22 protein-coding genes are annotated in these 19,711 nt (G+C 62.4%); 10 read left to right on the plus strand and 12 right to left on the minus strand.

The annotated features are described in order from the left end of the window. Nucleotides 1–2: 2 nt before the first annotated feature. The gene (locus PZ895_RS13245; RefSeq protein ID WP_275839461.1) at nucleotides 3–794 is read right to left on the minus strand and encodes an enoyl-CoA hydratase-related protein; all 792 of its coding nucleotides are present in this window, start codon (nucleotides 792–794) and stop codon (nucleotides 3–5) included. A gap of 153 nt (nucleotides 795–947) precedes the next feature. On the opposite strand from PZ895_RS13245, the gene holA reads away from it, so the two are divergent. Beyond that, on the plus strand, nucleotides 948–1,982 hold the full coding sequence (gene holA / locus PZ895_RS13250) for a DNA polymerase III subunit delta (protein WP_275839462.1): 1,035 nt from the start codon (nucleotides 948–950) through the stop codon (nucleotides 1,980–1,982). 43 nt (nucleotides 1,983–2,025) lie between these two features. On the opposite strand, the gene PZ895_RS13255 is transcribed toward holA, so the two are convergent. From PZ895_RS13255 to hemE, 8 genes are all read right to left on the minus strand, one after another. Continuing rightward, nucleotides 2,026–2,901: a ParB/RepB/Spo0J family partition protein gene (locus PZ895_RS13255; RefSeq protein WP_275839463.1), complete on the minus strand. Its 876-nt coding sequence runs from the start codon at nucleotides 2,899–2,901 to the stop codon at nucleotides 2,026–2,028. A gap of 12 nt (nucleotides 2,902–2,913) precedes the next feature. Then, a complete protein-coding gene (locus PZ895_RS13260) occupies nucleotides 2,914–3,714 on the minus strand; it encodes a ParA family protein (RefSeq protein ID WP_275839464.1) in 801 nt (266 codons plus the stop codon). A 2-nt stretch (nucleotides 3,715–3,716) separates the two neighbouring features. After that, nucleotides 3,717–4,346 (minus strand): 16S rRNA (guanine(527)-N(7))-methyltransferase RsmG, encoded by a 630-nt coding sequence (gene rsmG / locus PZ895_RS13265; protein ID WP_275839465.1) that lies wholly within the window; start codon nucleotides 4,344–4,346, stop codon nucleotides 3,717–3,719. Then, nucleotides 4,343–6,223 carry a tRNA uridine-5-carboxymethylaminomethyl(34) synthesis enzyme MnmG gene (mnmG, locus tag PZ895_RS13270; protein ID WP_275839466.1) on the minus strand — a complete coding sequence of 627 codons (1,881 nt, stop codon included), beginning with the start codon at nucleotides 6,221–6,223 and terminating at the stop codon, nucleotides 4,343–4,345. The genes rsmG and mnmG overlap by 4 nt, the downstream gene beginning before the upstream one ends. Beyond that, nucleotides 6,220–7,515, minus strand: coding sequence for a tRNA uridine-5-carboxymethylaminomethyl(34) synthesis GTPase MnmE (mnmE, locus tag PZ895_RS13275; protein ID WP_275839467.1), 1,296 nt, complete (start codon nucleotides 7,513–7,515; stop codon nucleotides 6,220–6,222). The genes mnmG and mnmE overlap by 4 nt, the downstream gene beginning before the upstream one ends. Nucleotides 7,516–7,591: 76 nt before the next feature. After that, complete coding sequence (gene rho, locus PZ895_RS13280; protein ID WP_275839468.1) at nucleotides 7,592–8,857, minus strand: transcription termination factor Rho; 1,266 nt, start codon at nucleotides 8,855–8,857, stop codon at nucleotides 7,592–7,594. Between the two features lie 152 nt (nucleotides 8,858–9,009). Next, nucleotides 9,010–9,540, minus strand: coding sequence for a protoporphyrinogen oxidase HemJ (gene hemJ / locus PZ895_RS13285; RefSeq protein WP_275839469.1), 531 nt, complete (start codon nucleotides 9,538–9,540; stop codon nucleotides 9,010–9,012). Continuing rightward, nucleotides 9,537–10,568: a uroporphyrinogen decarboxylase gene (gene hemE / locus PZ895_RS13290; RefSeq protein WP_275839470.1), complete on the minus strand. Its 1,032-nt coding sequence runs from the start codon at nucleotides 10,566–10,568 to the stop codon at nucleotides 9,537–9,539. The genes hemJ and hemE overlap by 4 nt, the downstream gene beginning before the upstream one ends. A gap of 370 nt (nucleotides 10,569–10,938) precedes the next feature. Between hemE and PZ895_RS13295 the strand changes: the two genes are divergently transcribed. The 5 genes from PZ895_RS13295 to dnaQ are packed head-to-tail and all read left to right on the plus strand — an operon-like array spanning nucleotide 10,939 to nucleotide 14,556. Further along, complete coding sequence (locus tag PZ895_RS13295; RefSeq protein WP_275839471.1) at nucleotides 10,939–11,805, plus strand: pyruvate, water dikinase regulatory protein; 867 nt, start codon at nucleotides 10,939–10,941, stop codon at nucleotides 11,803–11,805. Beyond that, the gene (locus PZ895_RS13300; protein WP_275839472.1) at nucleotides 11,802–12,401 is read left to right on the plus strand and encodes a Maf-like protein; all 600 of its coding nucleotides are present in this window, start codon (nucleotides 11,802–11,804) and stop codon (nucleotides 12,399–12,401) included. The genes PZ895_RS13295 and PZ895_RS13300 overlap by 4 nt, the downstream gene beginning before the upstream one ends. Continuing rightward, a complete protein-coding gene (locus PZ895_RS13305) occupies nucleotides 12,394–13,230 on the plus strand; it encodes a shikimate dehydrogenase (protein ID WP_275839473.1) in 837 nt (278 codons plus the stop codon). The genes PZ895_RS13300 and PZ895_RS13305 overlap by 8 nt, the downstream gene beginning before the upstream one ends. An 8-nt stretch (nucleotides 13,231–13,238) precedes the next feature. Next, nucleotides 13,239–13,838: a dephospho-CoA kinase gene (gene coaE, locus PZ895_RS13310; protein WP_275839799.1), complete on the plus strand. Its 600-nt coding sequence runs from the start codon at nucleotides 13,239–13,241 to the stop codon at nucleotides 13,836–13,838. Continuing rightward, nucleotides 13,831–14,556, plus strand: a complete 726-nt coding sequence (dnaQ, locus tag PZ895_RS13315; RefSeq protein WP_275839474.1) for a DNA polymerase III subunit epsilon — start codon at nucleotides 13,831–13,833, stop codon at nucleotides 14,554–14,556. The genes coaE and dnaQ overlap by 8 nt, the downstream gene beginning before the upstream one ends. A 54-nt stretch (nucleotides 14,557–14,610) precedes the next feature. Here dnaQ and secB read toward each other — a convergent pair whose 3' ends face one another. Both secB and PZ895_RS13325 read right to left on the minus strand, forming a co-directional pair. Then, nucleotides 14,611–15,141, minus strand: a complete 531-nt coding sequence (gene secB / locus PZ895_RS13320) for a protein-export chaperone SecB (RefSeq protein WP_275839475.1) — start codon at nucleotides 15,139–15,141, stop codon at nucleotides 14,611–14,613. 95 nt (nucleotides 15,142–15,236) lie between these two features. Then, nucleotides 15,237–15,743, minus strand: coding sequence for an FxsA family protein (locus PZ895_RS13325; RefSeq protein ID WP_275839476.1), 507 nt, complete (start codon nucleotides 15,741–15,743; stop codon nucleotides 15,237–15,239). A 260-nt stretch (nucleotides 15,744–16,003) separates the two neighbouring features. On the opposite strand from PZ895_RS13325, the gene PZ895_RS13330 reads away from it, so the two are divergent. From PZ895_RS13330 to PZ895_RS13345, 4 genes are read left to right on the plus strand one after another with little or no spacing between them, the layout of a single operon-like run. Next, entirely contained in the window at nucleotides 16,004–16,699 is a 696-nt protein-coding gene (locus PZ895_RS13330; protein WP_275839477.1) for a Tim44/TimA family putative adaptor protein, read from the plus strand. A gap of 15 nt (nucleotides 16,700–16,714) precedes the next feature. After that, nucleotides 16,715–17,779, plus strand: coding sequence for a murein transglycosylase A (locus tag PZ895_RS13335; RefSeq protein WP_275839478.1), 1,065 nt, complete (start codon nucleotides 16,715–16,717; stop codon nucleotides 17,777–17,779). Further along, nucleotides 17,776–18,327: a Smr/MutS family protein gene (locus PZ895_RS13340; RefSeq protein WP_275839479.1), complete on the plus strand. Its 552-nt coding sequence runs from the start codon at nucleotides 17,776–17,778 to the stop codon at nucleotides 18,325–18,327. The genes PZ895_RS13335 and PZ895_RS13340 overlap by 4 nt, the downstream gene beginning before the upstream one ends. Further along, nucleotides 18,324–18,728 carry a helix-turn-helix domain-containing protein gene (locus PZ895_RS13345; protein WP_275839480.1) on the plus strand — a complete coding sequence of 135 codons (405 nt, stop codon included), beginning with the start codon at nucleotides 18,324–18,326 and terminating at the stop codon, nucleotides 18,726–18,728. The genes PZ895_RS13340 and PZ895_RS13345 overlap by 4 nt, the downstream gene beginning before the upstream one ends. On the opposite strand, the gene PZ895_RS13350 is transcribed toward PZ895_RS13345, so the two are convergent. Then, nucleotides 18,677–19,639, minus strand: coding sequence for a DUF1402 family protein (locus PZ895_RS13350; protein WP_275839481.1), 963 nt, complete (start codon nucleotides 19,637–19,639; stop codon nucleotides 18,677–18,679). The two genes, PZ895_RS13345 and PZ895_RS13350, sit on opposite strands and share 52 nt — an antisense overlap. Nucleotides 19,640–19,711 lie beyond the last annotated feature (72 nt).

The following is a 19,711-nucleotide window of genomic DNA, read 5'->3' on the forward strand; positions in this document are numbered from 1 at the left end:
TCTCATCTGCCGGTGAAGTCGGGTTTGCGCTTTCCCAGGAAGGCGGTGACGCCCTCGCGAAAATCTGCCGTTTGCGTGCCTGCGAGGAAGGCGGCGCGCTCGGCCTCGAGATGCTCCGCGAGCGGGCGCTCCAACGCCGCGTCGGTGAGGCGCTTGAACTGGCCGAAGGCGCGCGTGGCGCCGCGGGCGACGCGTGTCGCGATGTCGTTGGTCGCCGCCTCCAGCTCGCCGACTGGAACGACGCGGTTGACGATGCCGGCCGCAAGCGCCTGCCGTGTATCGAGTGACTCGCCCAGAAACATCAGTTCGGCCGCTTTCGCGCGCCCGACCTTGCGCGGCAAAAACCACGTTCCACCGCAATCCGGCGCGGAACCCACCTTGTCATAGGCGACGACGAACCGCGCGCCTTCCTCCGCAATGACCAGATCGGAATTGAGAACGAGCGAAAGACCGGCGCCGGCAGCGACGCCCCTGACTGCGGCGATCACCGGAGCATCCAGCGCCCGCAGGCGCACTAGCGCTGGGTGAAGCGCGTCGAGAAGCGCGTCGACGACCTCGGACGACCGGCTGAAATCCGAGCCGAACGTAGCGACGTCACCGCCAGCCACGAAAGCCCGCCCTTCGCCGGACAGCACGATGGCGCGGACGCCGTCGTCCTGCGCCACCTCCTCCACTGCATCCCGAAACGCTTCGGCCAGCGGCACGTCGAGCGCGTTGAGGACCTCGGGACGGTTGAGAATGAGACGGGCGATTCCCGTTTGCGGGCTGCGCTCGATCTTCACAAGTTCGGTCATGTTTTCCTCATGCCCTGCCGCACCCGCACCATCGCGTGCCGAAAGACCTATTCAGGGGAATGCAGGCAGGGTCAAGCTACCTGCCGCGATCGTACGGACTCTTGACAGCGGGGAGGATTCTTGAGCCCTAGAGCCTGACGAAAGCGGGAGCGAATGGCACAGAAGAAGGCGCATGAGGTTGACGGATGGCTTGCGCGCCCGCAAGGCGCGTTTCCGATCGTCCTGATCTACGGGCCGGATCGCGGCCTGGTCTCGGAGCGGGCCACGCTCTATGCCCGCAAGGCCGGCTTTCAACTCGACGATCCATTCTCCGTGACGCGGCTCGATGCCGGCGAACTCGAGAACGACCCTGGCCGGCTTGTGGACGAAGCCAATACGGTCGCCATGTTCGCCGACCGGCGACTGATCTGGATCAAGGGCGCCGGTTCCCACAAGGCGCTCGGCGCTTCGCTGAAGGATTTGTGCGCCACTCCGCCCGCTTCGACCCTCATACTCGTCGAGGGCGGCGATCTGAAGAAAGGAGCGCCGGTTCGCGCCGCCGTGGAGCAGGGATCGGCCGGGATGGCGCTGCCCTGCTATGTCGACCAGGCGCGCGCGATCGACGGCGTCATCGACGAGGTTCTGGCGCGCGACGGATTGACGATCGCGCCTGAAGCGCGCCAGGCACTGAAGTCATCGCTCGGCGGCGACCGGCTCGCCACCCGCTCCGAAATCGACAAGCTGGCGCTCTATGCCAGGGGCGATAGCAGGATCGAGATCGCGCATGTGACCGGCATCGTCGGCGACGTGTCGGCCAAGTCGCTCGACGACGCGACGGATGCCATCCTTGCCGGCGACATCGCCGGTTTCGACCGCGCCTTTTCGGGATGGGTTAATGCCGGCAACGCGCCATTCCAGCTCGTCTCGGCGGTGATGCGTCAGTTCCAGCAACTCGAATTGCTGCGCACGGCAGTCGATGGCGGGTCAAGCGCGTCTGGGGCGGTGACGGCTGCGCGGCCACCCGTTTTTTTTAGCCGGCGAAGCAATGTCGAACGCGCCGTTCAAAGATGGACCCCGTCTGCAATCGCCCGAGGGCTCGAGCGATTGCAATCGACGGTTCTTGCGATGCGAACGCGCTCGCAACTGGAAGAACCGACTGCCCGTCAGGCAATGCTGGCACTGGCAATAGAAGCGCGCCGCCTGCGCTGATCAACACCCGCCGACGGCCGTTTCACGTGAATCCGACTTGGTCTCAGTTTCGCTGGAGACGATGGCAGATCGTATCGAGCTGTTCGAGGCTCGAGTAACGAATCCTGATGTCGCCGCCACGCTGGCCGTGCGTGATCGAGACCTTCAGTCCCAGCGCGTCGGACAGGGTCTTTTCGAGTGCGATCGTATCCGCGTCCTTCTCAGGCGCATGACGTTCGGCTGTGCCATGCGCCTGCTTGACCGGCTGCTGCGCGAGCGATTCAGCCTGTCGCACCGACAGACCTTCATCGACGATGCGCCGCGCAAGTCCGGCTGGGTCCAGTGCCGTGACGAGCGTGCGTGCATGACCCGCCGAGAGCGACCCGTCCGTAACCATCGATCGGACATGATCCGGAAGTTTCAGGAGGCGAAGCGTATTCGCCACATGGCTGCGGCTCTTGCCGATGACCTGGCCCAGATCGGCTTGGGTATACTGATGTTCATCGATAAGCTTTTGATATCCTAGCGCTTCTTCAACCGGATTGAGATCCGCGCGCTGGACGTTCTCGATGATTGCAAGTTCAAGGGCGACGCGGTCGGTCACGTCGCGGATAACGATCGGCACAGAAGTCAATCCGGCGCGTTGCGCCGCGCGCCATCGGCGTTCGCCGGCGATGATCTCGTATCGTCCATCCGGCATCGTTCGGACTACGACGGGCTGAACGATCCCATGCTCGCGAATCGACTGGGTCAGGTCCTCAAGATCGTCTTCGGCAAAACTGCGGCGGGGGTTGCGCGGGTTCGGTGAGACGAATTCGATCGGCGCCGTTCGATCCGCAACAAGGTTGCCCGAAGGCGACGGGGCTGCCGGCTTGTCGAGATCGCCGATGAGCGCGGCGAGGCCGCGACCGAGCCGCTTGCGGGACAGATCCTCATTCATCCAACTCTCCCTTTATGCGGCGCGCAGCACACGTTCACGACGGATCACTTCCGACGCAAGTTGCAGATAAGCCTGACTTCCGGAACATTTCAGATCATAAAGTATGGCCGGCTTGCCATAGGACGGGGCCTCGGAAACACGCACATTGCGCGGAATGACCGTATCGTAAACCTTGTCGCCCATATGGGTACGAACATCCTGCACGACCTGATTGGCCAGATTGTTCCGGCCGTCGAACATCGTCATCACGATACCCTGGATGGTCAGACGTGGATTGAGGTTGGCCCGGACCTGGTCGACCGTGTGCAGCAACTGGCTCAAACCCTCGAGAGCGAAAAACTCGCACTGGAGCGGCACGAGAACCGAATCCGCTGCGGCCATGGAATTGAGCGTCAGCAAATTGAGCGATGGCGGGCAATCGATCAGGATGTAGTCGAAAAATGTTGCCCCCCCATCGGAAGATTCAATCGCGCTTCGGAGCCGAACCGCGCGATCCGGCGCAGCCGAGATCTCCATCTCGACGCCAAGAAGATCAAGCGTCGACGGCACAACCGACAAACCCGGAACCGCAGTCTTCACAGCCGACTGTGCAATGGTCGCTTCACCTATCAACAAATCGTAGGACGATATCTCACGTTCCACCCGATCGATGCCCAATCCGGTGCTCGCATTGCCCTGGGGGTCGAGGTCGACGATGAGCACCCGCTCGCCGATCGCCGCTAGGGCGGTGGCCAGATTGATCGCGGTCGTCGTCTTGCCGACACCGCCCTTCTGATTTGCCACTGTGATGATCCGTGGCTGCGATCCCACCATGATCAGTGCTCCAGACGCTGAACGTTGGACAATTCCAGAACGCGACTCATCGCGTCAACCATGCTGGCATGTTCTACCAGATCAAATTGCCAATGGTCACGCGCTGCGTGAATTTCCTGTTGGAAATCGCGCCCTTTTGGAAAGAGCGCGCGGCCTCGTCCCGGCGCAAGCCACCTCTCCGTAAGTTCGAGGAGCCTTTTCAGCGGCGCCAGAGCCCGCGCCGAAACGAGAGAGGGGGTCAGGAATTCTGTGGCGGCTTCAATGCGTTCGGACCGTATGACCACGGTTAATCCGAGCTCGACGGCGACCGAGCGAAGAAATGCCGACTTCTTCTGATTGCTCTCGACGAGCGTAGCCGTCAGTCCGGAAGGCGCTCCGAGGATGGCAATCACAAGACCTGGCAGCCCGCCGCCACTGCCAATGTCCGTCCAGTCCGATGCCGTCCCACGAAGTCGCCACAACTGGGCCGAATCAAGAATATGACGTATCCAGAAGTCATCTTGCGCGCCGCTCGCCGCCAGATTGATCGAACGGTTCCAGCGCTGGAAGAGTTTTTCGAAAGCCAGAAGCTGTTCATAAGTTTCACGTGAAACGCCCCCCGCTACACGATTGAGAGAATCATACTGATTCATGCCGCAAGCGACGCATGTTTGCGCTGAACATGCGCCAGAAGGAGCGACAAAGCAGCCGGCGTCATTCCCTCGATCCGCCCAGCCTGGGCAATTGTCTGCGGACGGGCTTCGATCAATTTCGATCGCATTTCATTCGACAATCCGACGATCGCATCGATGTCCAGATCAACCGGGATCTCCAACCCTTCCTGCTTGCGCAATCGCTCGACATCGGCACCCTGACGCTGAAGATAGACCGCGTAGCTTGCGTCAATCTCGACAAGTTCGCGCGTTATCCGATCAAACTTGCGAAGTTCGGGCCAAACTCGATCGAGGTCTTCGAACCGAATGGACGAGTTTCCCATCAGCTCATAGGCACTGCGCACCTTGCCGTCAGCATTGACGGCAAGGCCCTGCTTGATCGCGGCCGCTGACGACAATGTCAGCTCCCGCAAACGCTGCTTGAGTCCGGCCAGTCGTTCCGTTCGCGCAGCAAACATCTTCGCGCGCTCGGCGCCGACAATTCCGAACTTCAACCCAAGCGGCGTCAAACGCTCATCGGCGTTATCGGCACGAATTGACAGCCGGTATTCCGCGCGCGAAGTGAATATCCGATAGGGTTCGGTAACGCCCCGCGTGGTGAGATCATCGATCATGACACCGATATAGGCGTCGGCGCGGGACAGCGAGACGGGCTCACTGCCGCCCGCACGGATCGCGGCATTGAGGCCTGCAAGGATGCCCTGAGCCCCCGCTTCCTCGTAGCCGGTCGTGCCATTTATCTGCCCGGCCAGCAACAGGCCGCGACATGACCGCATCTCCAGGGCAGATGACAGTTCGCGCGGATCGACATGATCATATTCGATGGCATATCCCGGTTGAACGATCTCTGCCTTATGCAAACCCTCCATCGAGCGGATGAAGTCGATCTGAACGTCCCAAGGCATCGATGTCGAAACGCCATTCGGATAGACAAGATCGCTGTCCAGCCCCTCGGGCTCCAGAAATATCTGATGGCCGTCCCGGTCACCGAACCGGACGATCTTGTCTTCAATCGATGGACAATAGCGGGGACCGACACCCTCAATCGCGCCGCCATACATGGCCGACCTGTGCAGGTTCTCGCGGATAATGCGGTGTGAACGCTCGTTCGTTCGTGTGATGGCACATTCGATCTGCGGTATGGAGATCGAAGATGTCATGGACGAAAATGGAACCGGCACTTCGTCGGCAGCCTGACGTTCGAGCGCATTCCATTCGATCGATTCGCGCTTGAGCCGTGGCGGTGTGCCTGTCTTCAAGCGACCGAGAGGAACGCCGAGGCGCGAAAAGGTCGACGCCAGGCCATTCGTTGCCTGTTCGCCCATGCGCCCGGCGACAATTTTGTCGGGGCCGATATGGATCAGCCCCCGAAGGAAAGTACCGGTCGTCAATACCGCAGCACCGCAGGAAATATAGCCAGCAGTCTTGAGGTGGACTCCGATGAGCTTCGCATCGTGGATATCGAGGTCCAGAACTTCATCCGCGACGAGATGAAGATTCTCCTGCGCAGCAACGAGTTCCTGGACGGCCTGTGCATAGAGTTTCCGGTCGGCTTGGGTGCGTGGGCCGCGAACGGCCGGGCCCTTGCTGCGATTCAACAGTCGGAACTGAATGCCGGCCTTGTCGGCTGCGCGGCCCATGATTCCGTCGAGCGCATCGATTTCCCGCACCAACTGGCCTTTCCCAAGCCCCCCGATCGCGGGATTGCAGGACATGATGCCGAGATTATCGGCGCTCAGCGTCACCAGCGCAGTGACTGCGCCCATACGTGCGGACGCGCAGGCAGCTTCAACACCGGCATGACCGCCCCCAACGACGACGACATCGAATTTGGAGTGCTGTTTCACGTGAGTCATTTCCCTATGCAGAAGCGAGAAAAGATGTCGCCAAGCAGATCTTCGACGTCGATCGCGCCTGTCAACCGTCCAAGCGAATCTGCGGCTACTCGAAGTTCCTCGGCCGCCAGTTCAAAAGCAGGTGACTGGCGCGCGCGCGCAAGAGACTCACGGCATCGTTCCAAGTGCGCGACATGACGTTGCCGTGACGGCACGGTATCGTGGATTCTGGTTCGAGAATCAAGGATCGCGGAGATTTTCTCCAGAAGGTCATCGACGCCGAAACCCGTCTTGGTCGAGATCGCTGGACTAGCCGGCAAATGCGGACGGATGTCCGCTTTGCTCTGCACGATCATCACTTGCTCGGCCACGATATCAGGCACCGGTTGCGCGCCGTCATCCAGAACGATAACGAGGTCGGCCCCGCGTGTCGCGTTCCGGGCGCGTTCGACGCCGATCTGCTCGACCGGATCGGAGGTGGCACGCAATCCGGCGGTGTCGGTAATGCGCAGGAGCTTACCGTCAAGATCGAGACGAACTTCGATCAGATCCCGTGTCGTCCCCGGAATCTCGGTGACGATCGCAACGTCTCGTTTCGCCAAGTAATTGAAAAGACTTGATTTTCCCGTATTCGGCGCGCCAGCTACAACGAGGTGGAAGCCCTCGTTCACCGTCTCGGCAATTCTATAGCCGTCTAAATGAATGCCTATCCGAGCCTCAAGCGCCGCGAGTTGTTCGCGCACGAGGCTGCCGAATTCGGGTGGGACATCGTCCTGGTCGGAAAAATCGAGATCAGCCTCGATCCGCGCCCAGATCGACAGAAGTTCGCCGCGCCAACCCTCATAAAGCCGCCGCTGGGCGCCATCGGCATTCGACAATGCCAGCCGACGCTGAGCGTCCGTTTCGGCGACGATCAGATCGGAAAGCGCTTCCGCCGCAGTCAGGTCGATGCGGCCATTGAGAAAGGCGCGCATGGTAAAGGCGCCGGCCTCGGCCGGTTCAAGCCCATCGAACATGGCGAGGCGACGAAAGAGCGCCGCTGTGACCGCGCGGCTGCCGTGAAGCTGGACTTCCAGCACGTCTTCCCCCGTAAAGCTCGCGGGCGCCGGAAAATGGATGCATAGCGCGTCGTCGATCGGCGCGCCGGTTTCGTCACGAACGGTGCAGAGCACGGCACGGCGTGGTTCGAGCAATGGCCGGCCGGTCAGTTCCGGAATGATGGCTGGAACGTGCGGGCCGGATATGCGCAGGACGGCGACGCCGGCGGGCAGCGTGCCGCTCGAAAGCGCATAGATCGTCGTCGTCGAACGCATCAATCACTCCAATGCGAAACGGCGGACATGAACTGCCCGCCGGATCGATATGCCTGCAATCGTGACCGCGATCCGGTCAGGTATTCATCGAATCGAAGAAGTCGCTGTTGGTCTTTGTCTGCTTCAGCTTGTCCATCAGGAACTCGATCGCGTCGGTTGTGCCCATCGGCGCGAGGATGCGGCGCAGGACGAAAATCTTCTGCAGATCCTGACGCTGAACGAGGAGGTCTTCCTTGCGCGTTCCGGATTTGAGGATATCCATGGCCGGGAAGATTCGCTTGTCGGCGACCTTGCGGTCGAGGACGATTTCCGAATTGCCCGTTCCCTTGAACTCTTCGAAAATGACTTCGTCCATACGACTGCCAGTGTCGATGAGTGCGGTTGCGATGATGGTCAGTGAGCCGCCTTCCTCGATATTGCGCGCCGCGCCGAAGAAGCGTTTGGGGCGTTGCAGCGCATTGGCATCGACACCGCCGGTCAGGACCTTGCCGGAGGACGGCACGACCGTGTTGTAGGCGCGGCCGAGGCGGGTGATCGAATCGAGCAGGATGACGACGTCGCGGCCATGCTCGACGAGGCGCTTGGCCTTCTCGATCACCATCTCGGCGACCTGGACGTGGCGCACGGCCGGCTCGTCGAAGGTCGACGACACGACCTCGCCCTTCACCGAGCGCTGCATGTCGGTGACTTCTTCCGGCCGCTCGTCGATCAGGAGGACGATCAGATAGGCTTCGGGGTGATTATGCGCGATCGAATGCGCGATGTTCTGCAAAAGGACGGTCTTGCCGGTGCGTGGCGGCGCGACGATGAGGCCGCGCTGGCCCTTGCCGAGCGGCGCGACGAGGTCGATGACACGGGCCGACATGTCCTTAGACGTCGGAACCTCGAGTTCCATCTTGAAACGCTCGTTGGGATAGAGCGGCGTGAGATTGTCGAAATGCAGCTTGTGACGGATCTTCTCGGGGTCTTCGAAATTGATCGTGTTGACCTTGAGAAGCGCGAAATAACGTTCGCCTTCCTTGGGGCTGCGGATCGGACCTTCGACCGTGTCGCCCGTCTTCAAGGAGAAGCGGCGAATCTGGGAGGGTGAAATGTAGATGTCGTCCGGGCCGGGCAGGTAATTGGCATTTGCCGAACGCAGGAAACCGAAGCCGTCCTGCAGGATTTCGACCACGCCCTCGCCGATGATCTCGACCTCTTGTGCAGCGAGCTTCTTGAGAATCGCGAACATGAGCTCCTGCTTGCGCAGAACGCTTGCGTTCTCGACTTCAAGTGATTCGGCGAATGCAATGAGGTCGGTCGGACCCTTGCTCTTGAGCTCTTGTAGTTTCATTTCCTGCATATGCGCACTCGGCTGGCGATGGGGAAGTCGATAAAGACGTAGGAAGGCGGCGGCGCGGAAATACCGTCATGAAAGAAGCGGGCCGCGCGGCGAAAGGAAGGATTGTCTCTTAGCGTCGCACTATTGAAAGCGCAAGCCGCGCCATTCGAGCCTCAGAACGGCTTTACCACGACCAGGATGACGATGACAATCATCAACAGCGTCGGCCCCTCGTTCATGAGACGCCAGTGCCGTGCCGACTTCTGGTTGCGGTCCTCGGCGAAGAGACGCACGGCCTTGGAAAAATAGCCGTGCAGTCCCGACATGGCGACGACGAGAACGATCTTCAAGTGCAGCCAGCCGCCTGAAAAGCCGAAGCCCTGCCAGGCGAGCCACAGGCCCATAACCCAGGCAACCGTCATCGCCGGATTGATGATGGCGCGCAATAGGCGTTGTTCCATCACCTTGAACGTCTCGGATTGCGGCGTTCCGGGGCCGATTTCGGCGTGATACACGAAGAGCCGCGGCAGGTAGAGCATCCCCGCCATCCAGGAGACGACGGCGATCACATGGATCGCCTTGGCCCACAGATACGCCTCGGCCGGAAAGAGAAAAAGCGCAGCCGCGGTCAGGGCGAGGAAGATGGCAAGCGCAATGCCCGCACGCCTGCCGGGGCCCGTGCTGTTCGCGTTCGTGCGGCTCACTGCCTCGCTCCCCGAACCTGCGCGATCATCGCCTCGACATGCGCGATCGGCGTTTGCGGCGTGATGCCGTGGCCGAGATTGAAGATCAGCGGCCCGTCGCCGAGATTGTCGAGAATGGCCTTCACACCGTCATGAAGCGCGTCACCGCCCACGACGAGCCGCAACGGGTCCAGATTGCCCTGCACGGCGCCTTCGGCCTGCAAGCGCTGCGCCTGGCTCCAGGGAACGCTCCAGTCGAGACCGAGTGCCGTGACGCCCGTCTTGGCACGATACCCGTCATAAAGCGCCCCTGCACCCTTCGGGAAACCGATGATCGGCACGTTTGGATGAACGGCGCGAACCTTGTTCACGATCTGCTTCATCGGCTGAATGCAGTAAGCCTCGAAAGACGTTTCGTCGAGCACGCCGGACCAGGAATCGAAAATCTGAACGCAATCCGCACCCGCTTCGATCTGGCGGATGAGATAGTCAGCCGAGCAATCTGCCAGAAGCGCCAGCAGCTTTCGCATTTCGGTGGAGTGCCGGTAGCCGAACATGCGCGCCGGCGCCTGGTCTGGGGTGCCATGTCCGGCGATCATGTAGGTCGCCACTGTCCAGGGCGCGCCGCAAAAGCCGATCAGCGTCGTTTCGGTCGGCAGTTCGGAGCGAAGGCGCCGTACCGTCTCAAAGACCGGCGCGAGATGATCGTGGATGCGAGACGCGTCGAGCCGCTCGACCTCGTCGGCCGCGATCGGCGTCATTAGCGGGCCGCGCCCCTCCTCGAAGCGCAGATCGCGTCCGAGCGCATGGGGTATGACGAGAATGTCGGAGAACAGGATCGATGCGTCGAAGCCGAACCGGCGGATCGGCTGAAGCGTCACTTCGACGGCGAGATCTGGATTGTAGCAAAGGTCGAGAAAACTCCCCGCCGCTTTGCGCGTTTCCCGATACTCGGGCAGGTAGCGTCCCGCCTGCCGCATCATCCAGATCGGAGGCGGAAAGACGCTTTCTCCCTGCAAGACCTTCAGCATCTTCCGTTCGATCGACATTCGCGGCCTTTCCGTCGAGCCCCTTAAGAAATTAAAGAAATTTTTAAGGAGTCTTATGGTTCTTAGAGTCTGTTGGAATCGGGGTTTCCCGCTTCTCCCCGAACGTGTGCGCGTCGGCCAGTGGTTATATCGCCGCAAGGCGAATTGCGAAACCTGTTGACGATCAACGGGGATCGTCGCGATTCGCGGTTTTGTATCAATGCCTTGAGCCCGCCCGATCCGGCCTAGCTTCGTCCTCGGCGCGTGCAGGACAAGGCCACGCCCCCCGCAATTTCCCACAGGCTCGATTCCGGCCCACAGTTTGGCGAATTGTGGAGAAACCGCCATCTGATACATTGGCCCGCGAACGGCCCTGCCGCTCTCCCGCTTTATGCACAGTCGCCCACAGGGCAGGCAGAATCCCGTGAACAAACCGCAGAATTTCTTCCATCTCCACCTCATCTCGGATGCGACCGGCGAAACGCTGCTCGCGGCGGGGCGGGCGGCGGCGGCCCAATACAAGAACGCGCGCGCGATCGAGCACATCTATCCGCTGATCCGAACCGACAAGCAGCTCGAAAACGTCTTCGTCGATATCGAGGAAGCGCCGGGAATCGTGCTCTATACGGTCGTCGATCAGGCGCTGGCTGCCGAGATTGACCGACGCTCCCAGGCGCTCGGCCTGCCCTGCGTCTCGGTTCTCGAGCCCGTTCTGATGGTCTTCCAGTCCTATCTCGGGACGCCGGCCGGCCGCCGCGTCGGCGCGCAGCATGTCCTCGACGCTGATTATTTCCGCCGCATCGACGCGCTCAACTTCACCATGGAGCATGATGACGGCCAGTTGCCGCCGGACATCGAGGAAGCCGACATCGTGTTGATCGGCATCTCGCGCACCTCGAAGACGCCGACCTCGATCTATCTCGCAAATCGCGGCATCAAGACGGCGAACGTGCCGATCGTCATCGGCGTGCCGATCCCGCCGCAGATCGTAACGGCCAAGAAGCCGCTGGTCGTCGGCCTGATCGCGACGGCGGAACGGATTTCGCAAGTCCGCCAGAACCGCGTGCTCGGCGGGACCGGCTTCAACCATGGCGACTATGTCGACCGGCTTTCGATTTCCGAAGAACTGGCCTATGCCCGTCAGATCTGCAACCGGCATGGCTGGCCAATGATCGACGTCACCCGGCGCTCGATCGAGGAAACCGCAGCCGCCATCGTCGCGTTGCGTAACAAGACCCATCGCGAGGAGGCGTTGTGACGAAAAAGATCATACTGGCTTCGGGAAGCCCGTTCCGCAGCAGGATGCTGGAAGACGCCGGCATCGCCTTTACCGTGGAAAGACCGTCGATCGACGAACGCGCCGTGGAAGAGGCGGTTGCCGATACCGGCCTCCGGCCTGACGATCTGGCACAGATCCTCGCCGAGGCGAAAGCCGTCGATGTCAGCCAGAACCATCCGGGCGCCTTCGTCATCGGCTGCGACCAGACACTGTCTTTGGGAGAGGAACTTCTGCACAAGCCGGCCGACATGGAGGAGGCGCGCCGGCGACTCCTGAAACTGTCCGGCAGGACGCATCAGTTGAACAGCGCCGTCGTCATCGCCCAGGACGGCGAAGCGATCTGGCGGCACGTTCAGGTCGCGTCCCTGACGATGCGCGACCTTGATCCGGGTTTCATCGGGCGGCATCTTTCGGCGGTGGGAGATGCAGCGCTGTCGTCGGTCGGCGCTTACCAGATCGAAGGAAAGGGCATCCAGCTCTTCGACCAAGTCGAGGGCGACCATTTCACCATCGTCGGCCTGCCGCTGCTGCCGCTTCTGGCAAAGCTGCGCGAACTGGGCGCAATCGATGGCTGACATGCGCGATGCCTTCGTCATCGGCCATCCGATCGCGCATTCCCGCTCGCCGATGATTCATCGCCACTGGCTGGCCGCCCACGGGATCGATGGCGACTACCGCGCCGTCGATGTCACACCGGCCGATCTGCCGGAATTTCTGGAAAGGTTGCGACGCGGGGCGTTCGTCGGGGGCAATGTCACCATTCCGCACAAGGAGGCGGTCTTCGATGCCGTTTCGCGCCGTGATGCGGCAGCAGGCGCGATCGGTGCAGTCAACACGCTCTGGACCGAGCATGGCGAACTCGTTGGCGGCAATACGGATGCTTACGGATTCGCGGCCAATCTCGACGCCGGCGCGCCGCAATGGCGCGAGGCGCAGACAGCCTTGGTGCTGGGAGCCGGCGGCGCGGCCCGCGCTGTGCTCCACGCGCTGCGCGAGGCGGGCATCGGCAAGGTGACGGTCGCCAACCGCTCGGCCGTGCGGGCGGGCGAACTGGCTCTTTCCTTTCCGGGCGTCAAGCCAGCCGGCCTCGACCAGACGCCGGCGCTCCTCGCCAGGGCCGACCTTCTGATCAACACGACGGCGCTCGGCATGAAGGGCCAGCCGCCGCTCGATCTCGATCTCGCGTCCCTGCCGGACCATGCCGTCGTGACCGACATCGTTTACGCGCCGCTGGTGACGCCGCTCCTGGAGCGCGCCGCGGCACGGGGCCTTGCAACGGTCGATGGGCTCGGAATGTTGCTGCACCAGGCCGTGCCCGGCTTCGAGCGCTGGTTCGGTGTTCGCCCGCAGGTGATGCCGGACTTGCGTGCGCTGATCGTCGCCGATCTGGAGGCGACGCGATGAACCCCAAAATGCTGGTTGTCGGGTTGACCGGATCGATCGGAATGGGCAAGTCGACCACCGCGCGTTTCTTCCGCGAGGCGGGCGTGCCGGTCCATGATTCGGACGAGGCCGTTCATCGGCTTTATGCCGGCAAAGCCGCGCCGCTGATCGAGGCTGCGTTTCCGGGAACCGTCAAGAACGGCGTCGTCGACCGCGCTCTTCTCGGGCAGCGCATTCTGGGCGATGCCGAGGCGCTGAAGACGGTCGAGAAGATCGTTCATCCGCTGGTGCGTGCCGAGGCCGACGCGTTTGTGGAAGAACAGTGGGCGGCGGGCCGCAAGCTCGCCGTTCTCGACATTCCGCTTCTGTTCGAGACGGGCGGGGAGGGGCGCGTCGATCGCATCGTCGTGGTTTCCGCGCCGGCCGACATCCAGCGCGAGCGCGTGCTCGTCCGGCCGGGGATGTCGGTGGAGAAGTTCGAGGCCATCCTTGCCAAGCAGGTGCCGGACGCCGAGAAAAGGCGGCGCGCCGATTTCATCGTCGAAAGCGGCGAGGGATTGGAGGCGGCGCGCGCGGCGGTCGAGGCGATCGTGGCGAAACTGAAGGGCGAAGCGATATCCGATGCGTGAGATCATTTTCGATACCGAAACGACCGGCCTCGACCCGAACGAGGACAGGATCATCGAGTTCGGCGGCATCGAACTCGTCAACCGCTTTCCGACCGGGCGCAGCTTCCACGTCTATATCAATCCGCAAGGTCGTCAGGTTCATCCCGAGGCGCTCGCCGTCCACGGCATCACGGACGCCTCGCTCGCCGACAAGCCGACCTTCGACGGCATTCTCGCCGATCTCCTGGCCTTTCTCGACGGTGCGCATCTGATTGCGCACAATGCGAATTTCGACATCGGGTTTCTCAATGCCGAATTCGGGCGGCTCGGCGTCGACATGGTCGAGCCGTCGCGGGTGATCGACACGCTGGCGATCGCGCGGCGCAAGCATCCGATGGGGCCGAACTCGCTCGATGCGCTTTGCCGGCGTTACGGCATCGACAATTCGCGTCGGACCAAACATGGCGCGCTGCTGGATTCCGAATTGCTTGCGGAAGTCTATATCGAACTGATCGGCGGCCGGCAGGCGGCGCTCGTGCTCGACGTCCAGACCAACGTCGACGGCGACAGGACGGATGGGCGAACGGTGATCGAAATCCGGCCACGTCCACGGCCGCTTTCCCCCCGTCTCACCGAAAGGGAGATCGTCGCTCATGAAAAGCTTGTCGCAACGCTCGGCGACAATGCCATCTGGCGCGTGGTCGAACCGTCTTACGCTGCGGCCGCCAACGGCTCCTGAAACCGAAAAACCCGGCGCGAGGCCGGGTTTTTCAATGCTTGCCGCGTGAGGCGCTCAGGCGGTTCCGGTCGGCTGCGCGACCTTGGCGCGGGCCTGTTCCTCGGCCATGCGGCGCTGGAACATCTGAGCGAAATCGATCGGGTCGATCATCAGCGGCGGAAACCCGCCCTGGCGCGTGACATCGGCGATGATCTGGCGGGCGAATGGGAACAGCAGGCGCGGGCACTCGATGAAGAGCAGCGGCAGCATGTGTTCCTGCGGGAAGCCGTCGATGCGGAAGACGCCGCCATAGACGAGCTCGGCGTTGAAGACGACGGTCTTTTCGACTTCGGCCTTGGCGTTGATCGTCAGGACGACGTCGAACTCCTTATCGGCGATCGGGTTCGCATTGACGTTGACATTGATGTTGATGCCGGGCGGCTGCGTGCGTGTGCGAAGCGAGGCGGGCGCCCCCGGATTCTCGAAGGACAGGTCCTTCACATATTGCGAGATGACGTTGAAGGTCGCTCCCTGTTGCGCCTGGGCGCCGGGCTGCGCCGCGCCGCCGCCGTTCTGACCATTGGTGTTCTCAGGCGTTTCGGCCATGTCGTCGTTCCTCTCCTCGTCCAGATTGCGCGTCCGGACGGCTGTTGTTCAAGAAATCGGGCGTTCGCTAACACGCACGCCGGATCGTGACAAGTTTAACGGGGCGGCAGGCGCGGATCGGAGGGCGAGTGGGTCTGCGGCTCGCCGTCCTGCGACAGGTCGCGATAGTCGTCCGCGTCGAGATCGACCACCCCGTCGTGGGCGTGCCGCCTCGCCTGCCATGCCGCGTCCGTCTGCACTGTGGTCACGCGGATGCGCTCACGCAGGAAGCGCCAGCCGAGATCGCGAACGGGCGGCAGGAAAAGCAACAGGCCGACCGCATCGGTGACGAAGCCTGGAATGATCAGGAGGATGCCTGCAACGACGATCATCAAACCGTGTACGAGATCGCGGCCGGGTGAGCCGCCACGATGGAGTTCGGTGCGAATGCGCTGGATGGTGTTGAAACCCTGGACGCGGACGAGAATAATGCCCAGAAAGGCCGAGGCGAAGATCAGTCCGAGTGTCGCAAGGACGCCGATCTGACTGCCAATCGCGATGAAGGTAGCGATCTCGACCAGCGGCAGGGCGAGAATGATCAGGGGAATCAGCGGAAATCGCACGATGGGGGCCTCAAGAGCGGTTCGCCTTCATATAGGAAGGCCAGTGCGCATTTGAATGCGGAGGGCGGGCGATCTATATGCAAAAGACGACGGGCACGCTTGATTTCGTGCCGGAGAACTTCACCTAGAGCGCAAGACATGCGTGCAATGTGCGCGAAGAGCGATCTAAATTGTTGATCAGACATGGGAACCCCCCGGCAAACCGGTTAGGATCGATCCCGTGTTTCAGTGTAATGACGAACAGGGTCTTGGCGGACGACATGGAATTTTTCGATTTCGGAACCATCTTCTTCCTCGTCGCCGCCGCGGTGATCTTCTACCAGTTGCGCAGCGTGCTGGGACGCCGCACCGGAAATGAGCGACCGCCGCACGACCCTTATACGCGCCCCGATGCGGACAAGCAGGCGCCCGAGAACGTGGTCTCGCTGCCGCGTCGGCGCATGGGCGACGCTCCGCCTGCTCCCGATTTCGCTGCGATCGACGCCGTCGCGCCGGAAGGCACGCCCGTCAACAACGGTCTGCGCGCCATTCGCCAAGCCGACCCGAGCTTCGATCCCAAGCAGTTCGTCGACGGCGCCAAAATGGCTTACGAAATGATCGTCATGGCCTATGCGGACGGCGACCGGCGGACCTTGAAGAACCTCCTGTCGCGCGAAGTCCATGACGGTTTCGTCCAGGCCATCTCCGACCGCGAGACGCGCAACGAAAAGGTCCAGTCGTCCTTCGTCGGCATCGACAAGGCCGAAATCGTCGGTGCCGAGCAGAAGGGCTCGGAGGCGCACATCACGCTGCGCATCGTCAGCGAACTGATCTCGGCGACGCGCAACGCATCGGGCGAGGTGATCGACGGCGATCCCGAAACGGTGGTCGAGGTCAAGGACGTGTGGACTTTCGCCCGCGACACCCGCTCGCGCGATCCGAACTGGAAGCTGGTCGCGACCGAAGCGGAAGAATAGGTTCGGTCCGCTGGCATGGATGCGCCGGCTGCCCTCGATTTCCTCAGTTTCGACGCCATAGCGAACTGGTGGCAAGACGACCATCGCGCCGCCTTCGACGCGTTCCGCCTCTCCGCCTTTCGCCATCTGGAAAAGCCCTATCGGACGGGCGAATTCGGCATTACTGCCAGTGATCTGGAGCCTGCATTTGCCGTCGCGCGGGAAGGCATCGATGATGATGCGCGCGCGTTTTTCGAGCGACATTTCCGCCCGGCGCGTATCGTGGCCGACGGCTTCGTGACCGGCTTCTACGAGCCCGTGGTGGAGGCGAGTCCGAGGCATACCGAGCGATTTCGCTATCCGATTCTGTCACGGCCGGCCGATCTCGTCGATATCGATGAGGGAAATCGACTGGTGGGCTGGGACACCTGCATCGCCTTCGGCAGGCAGACGGCCGGGGGCACCGTGCCGTTTTTCGACCGCGGCGAGATCGAACGCGGCGCGCTCGACGGACGCGGGCTCGAGATCGCCTGGCTGGCCGACAAGGTCGATCTGTTTTTCGTCCACGTTCAGGGCGCAGCGCGGCTGGCCATGGCCGACGGAACGGAGCGCCGGGTGACCTATGCCGCGAAATCCGGCCATGCTTTCATCGGACCTGGCCGGATTTTGGCGAATCTCGGCGAAATTCCGCTGAAAGATGTCACGATGCAGTCGATTCGGGCGTGGTTTTCCGTCAATCCAGACCGGATTGACGAAATCCTGTGGCAGGATCGCTCGTTCATCTTCTTTCGCGATGCGCCGGTGGACGACCCGGCGCTTGGTCCGATCGCGGCCGCGAAGGTGCCGCTGACTGCCGGGCGATCGCTCGCCGTCGACCGTAGGCTGCACACATTCGCCACGCCGATCTTCGTGGAAGTACCGCAGATGGATTTCGCGCGGCTGATGGTCGCTCAGGATACGGGTTCGGCCATCGTCGGCCCGGCGCGGGGCGACATATTCTGCGGCTCGGGCGATGCGGCCGGAGAGAGCGCCGGAATCATCAAGCACCCGGCTTCCTTCACCATGCTGGTGCCGAACCCGGCAGCGGAGCGGATGGCATGACGCGCCGGACGAAGGGGATGACGAAGGAGGATCGGCTGCTCTGGTCCAGGGTTGCGCGGTCCGTGGCGCCGATGCGCGGCAAGTCCTTTCCCGACGAAATGGAAGAGGGATCGGTGGCTGAGGACGAAAAGGCGTCCGTTGCCCTGCCGCCGGTCATCGCCGAGGCGAAGCACCGGGCGGAGATCCTGCGCCGCGAACCGGTGCAGCGGCCCGTGATCGACCGGCCGACAAAGAAGAAGCTCGCCAAGGGTCGGCTGGCCATCGAGGGCAAGGTCGATCTGCACGGCATGACGTTGGCCAAAGCGCATGGCGTCCTGCTCGCCTTTCTGCACAATGCCTATGCGCAGGGGCGGCGGCATGTGCTGGTGGTGACGGGAAAGGGCTCGTCCATGGGCAGCGACGGGGTGATGCGCCGGCAGGTGCCGCAATGGTTCGCAACGCCGGCCTTTCGCGGCCTCGTCTCCGCGCATGAGGATGCGGCGCGCCACCATGGCGGGCAGGGTGCGATGTATGTGCGGCTGCGCCGGCGACCGGGAGATGCGGCATGACGCCCTTCGGCGAGAAGGTGCGCGCGATGCGCACCGAGCGCGGCATCGCGCAAAAGGAGATGGCGGCGGCGCTCGGCGTCAGCCCGGCCTATCTTTCGGCGCTCGAACACGGCCGGCGTGGCGTGCCGAACTGGGCGATGGTGCAGAAGATCATCGGCTTCTTCAACGTGATCTGGGACGAGGCCGAGGCTCTGGAGGAACTCGCGCAACGCTCGGATCCCCGCGTCACGGTCGACACGGCCGGACTGTCGCCCGAGGCCACCTTGCTTGCCAACAGGCTGGCGGCGCAGATTTCCATGCTGTCACCCGACGATATCGAGCGGATCGTCGCATTGCTCGACGAGATCGATCAGAAGAGCGCTTCGAGGTCTTCCAGCCGGTCGTTGACCAACCAGCCGTAATAGTTCTCTTCGGGCAGGCGCGGCGCCTCGCCGCGCGCGGCGCGCTCGGCATTCTCGCGCTTGAGGCGATAGGCGCGCTGTTCGGGGTTTCCGACATTGTAGAGCGTCGCGGTGATGCCCGGATTACCCGATATGTCGAAACCGGCGAGCCGCCTGTAGGCATCAATGGACGTCTTCAGTGTCGCCGCGACATAGGCAAGCGTCAGGTCCGGGTCCATGATGGTGCGGTAGACCGCCTGCGGGTCCGAGGCATCGAGCTTCGGCAGGCCCGAAACCTGATGGACGAGATCGCTCATTTGCAAGGCCGTGAGCGGGTTGAGCTGGCCGATGCCGAAGGTCTGGCCGGCATAGAAGGGCTGGAAGAAGACCGCGCCGAACCGGTTGTCGGGGTAGAATCTGTCATCGACGGACCGGCCGCGGAATTCGCGTTCCCAGATCATCTCGCGGCAGGACCACAGGTCGTAGCTGTCGGCGGCGACGGAATTGCATTCGGTAAATTCGGGCCGCCCGACAAAAGCGGCGATGTTTTCCCCGCCATGGGCGAACTGGAAGCTGGTCGACAGATAGGAGACCGCCTTGACGTAATAGGTCTGCAGCCGATCGTAGGCATCGACATTGTAGGTGTGCTCGCCGATGATGGCGCCCGCCATGTGAACGGGATCAAGATCGTATTGCGCGGAGACTTGGCGGATCTTCGCACGCAGCGATTCGTCCTGCTGGAAAAGCCGCAGAACGCGCTGATATTTCGCCTCATAGGTCGTCGAAAGCGCGCGCGTCCGGCTCGCCGAGCCGCCCGGAACGGTCGGCTGTTCGACATTGCGGTTGCCGGGCGGGATCTTGGTCACCGCAAATGCCTCGCCCACGCCAAGCGCGACCGACAGCGACAGGAAAAGTCCGGCTATTGCTTTCATGAGATTCGGGCCCTTGGCCAAAGCGGCGCGACCATAGTCAGCCGCCATCGGCCCGTCGAGCGTAGATTGCGC

This window comes from Mesorhizobium sp. YIM 152430, assembly GCF_029210365.1.
Classification (GTDB): Bacteria; Pseudomonadota; Alphaproteobacteria; order Rhizobiales; family Rhizobiaceae; genus Aliihoeflea.

Excerpts from the sequence above, each read along its gene's own strand:
- PZ895_RS13245 (WP_275839461.1), bottom strand. The coding sequence starts at position 794 with ATGACCGAACTTGTGAAGATCGAGCGCAGCCCGCAAACGGGAATCGCC.
- holA (WP_275839462.1), top strand. The coding sequence starts at position 948 with ATGGCACAGAAGAAGGCGCATGAGGTTGACGGATGGCTTGCGCGCCCG.
- PZ895_RS13255 (WP_275839463.1), bottom strand. The coding sequence starts at position 2,901 with ATGAATGAGGATCTGTCCCGCAAGCGGCTCGGTCGCGGCCTCGCCGCG.
- PZ895_RS13260 (WP_275839464.1), bottom strand. The coding sequence starts at position 3,714 with ATGGTGGGATCGCAGCCACGGATCATCACAGTGGCAAATCAGAAGGGC.
- rsmG (WP_275839465.1), bottom strand. The coding sequence starts at position 4,346 with ATGAATCAGTATGATTCTCTCAATCGTGTAGCGGGGGGCGTTTCACGT.
- mnmG (WP_275839466.1), bottom strand. The coding sequence starts at position 6,223 with ATGACTCACGTGAAACAGCACTCCAAATTCGATGTCGTCGTCGTTGGG.
- mnmE (WP_275839467.1), bottom strand. The coding sequence starts at position 7,515 with ATGCGTTCGACGACGACGATCTATGCGCTTTCGAGCGGCACGCTGCCC.
- rho (WP_275839468.1), bottom strand. The coding sequence starts at position 8,857 with ATGCAGGAAATGAAACTACAAGAGCTCAAGAGCAAGGGTCCGACCGAC.
- hemE (WP_275839470.1), bottom strand. The coding sequence starts at position 10,568 with ATGTCGATCGAACGGAAGATGCTGAAGGTCTTGCAGGGAGAAAGCGTC.
- PZ895_RS13295 (WP_275839471.1), top strand. The coding sequence starts at position 10,939 with ATGCACAGTCGCCCACAGGGCAGGCAGAATCCCGTGAACAAACCGCAG.
- PZ895_RS13305 (WP_275839473.1), top strand. The coding sequence starts at position 12,394 with ATGGCTGACATGCGCGATGCCTTCGTCATCGGCCATCCGATCGCGCAT.
- coaE (WP_275839799.1), top strand. The coding sequence starts at position 13,239 with ATGCTGGTTGTCGGGTTGACCGGATCGATCGGAATGGGCAAGTCGACC.
- dnaQ (WP_275839474.1), top strand. The coding sequence starts at position 13,831 with ATGCGTGAGATCATTTTCGATACCGAAACGACCGGCCTCGACCCGAAC.
- secB (WP_275839475.1), bottom strand. The coding sequence starts at position 15,141 with ATGGCCGAAACGCCTGAGAACACCAATGGTCAGAACGGCGGCGGCGCG.
- PZ895_RS13330 (WP_275839477.1), top strand. The coding sequence starts at position 16,004 with ATGGAATTTTTCGATTTCGGAACCATCTTCTTCCTCGTCGCCGCCGCG.
- PZ895_RS13335 (WP_275839478.1), top strand. The coding sequence starts at position 16,715 with ATGGATGCGCCGGCTGCCCTCGATTTCCTCAGTTTCGACGCCATAGCG.
- PZ895_RS13340 (WP_275839479.1), top strand. The coding sequence starts at position 17,776 with ATGACGCGCCGGACGAAGGGGATGACGAAGGAGGATCGGCTGCTCTGG.
- PZ895_RS13345 (WP_275839480.1), top strand. The coding sequence starts at position 18,324 with ATGACGCCCTTCGGCGAGAAGGTGCGCGCGATGCGCACCGAGCGCGGC.
- PZ895_RS13350 (WP_275839481.1), bottom strand. The coding sequence starts at position 19,639 with ATGAAAGCAATAGCCGGACTTTTCCTGTCGCTGTCGGTCGCGCTTGGC.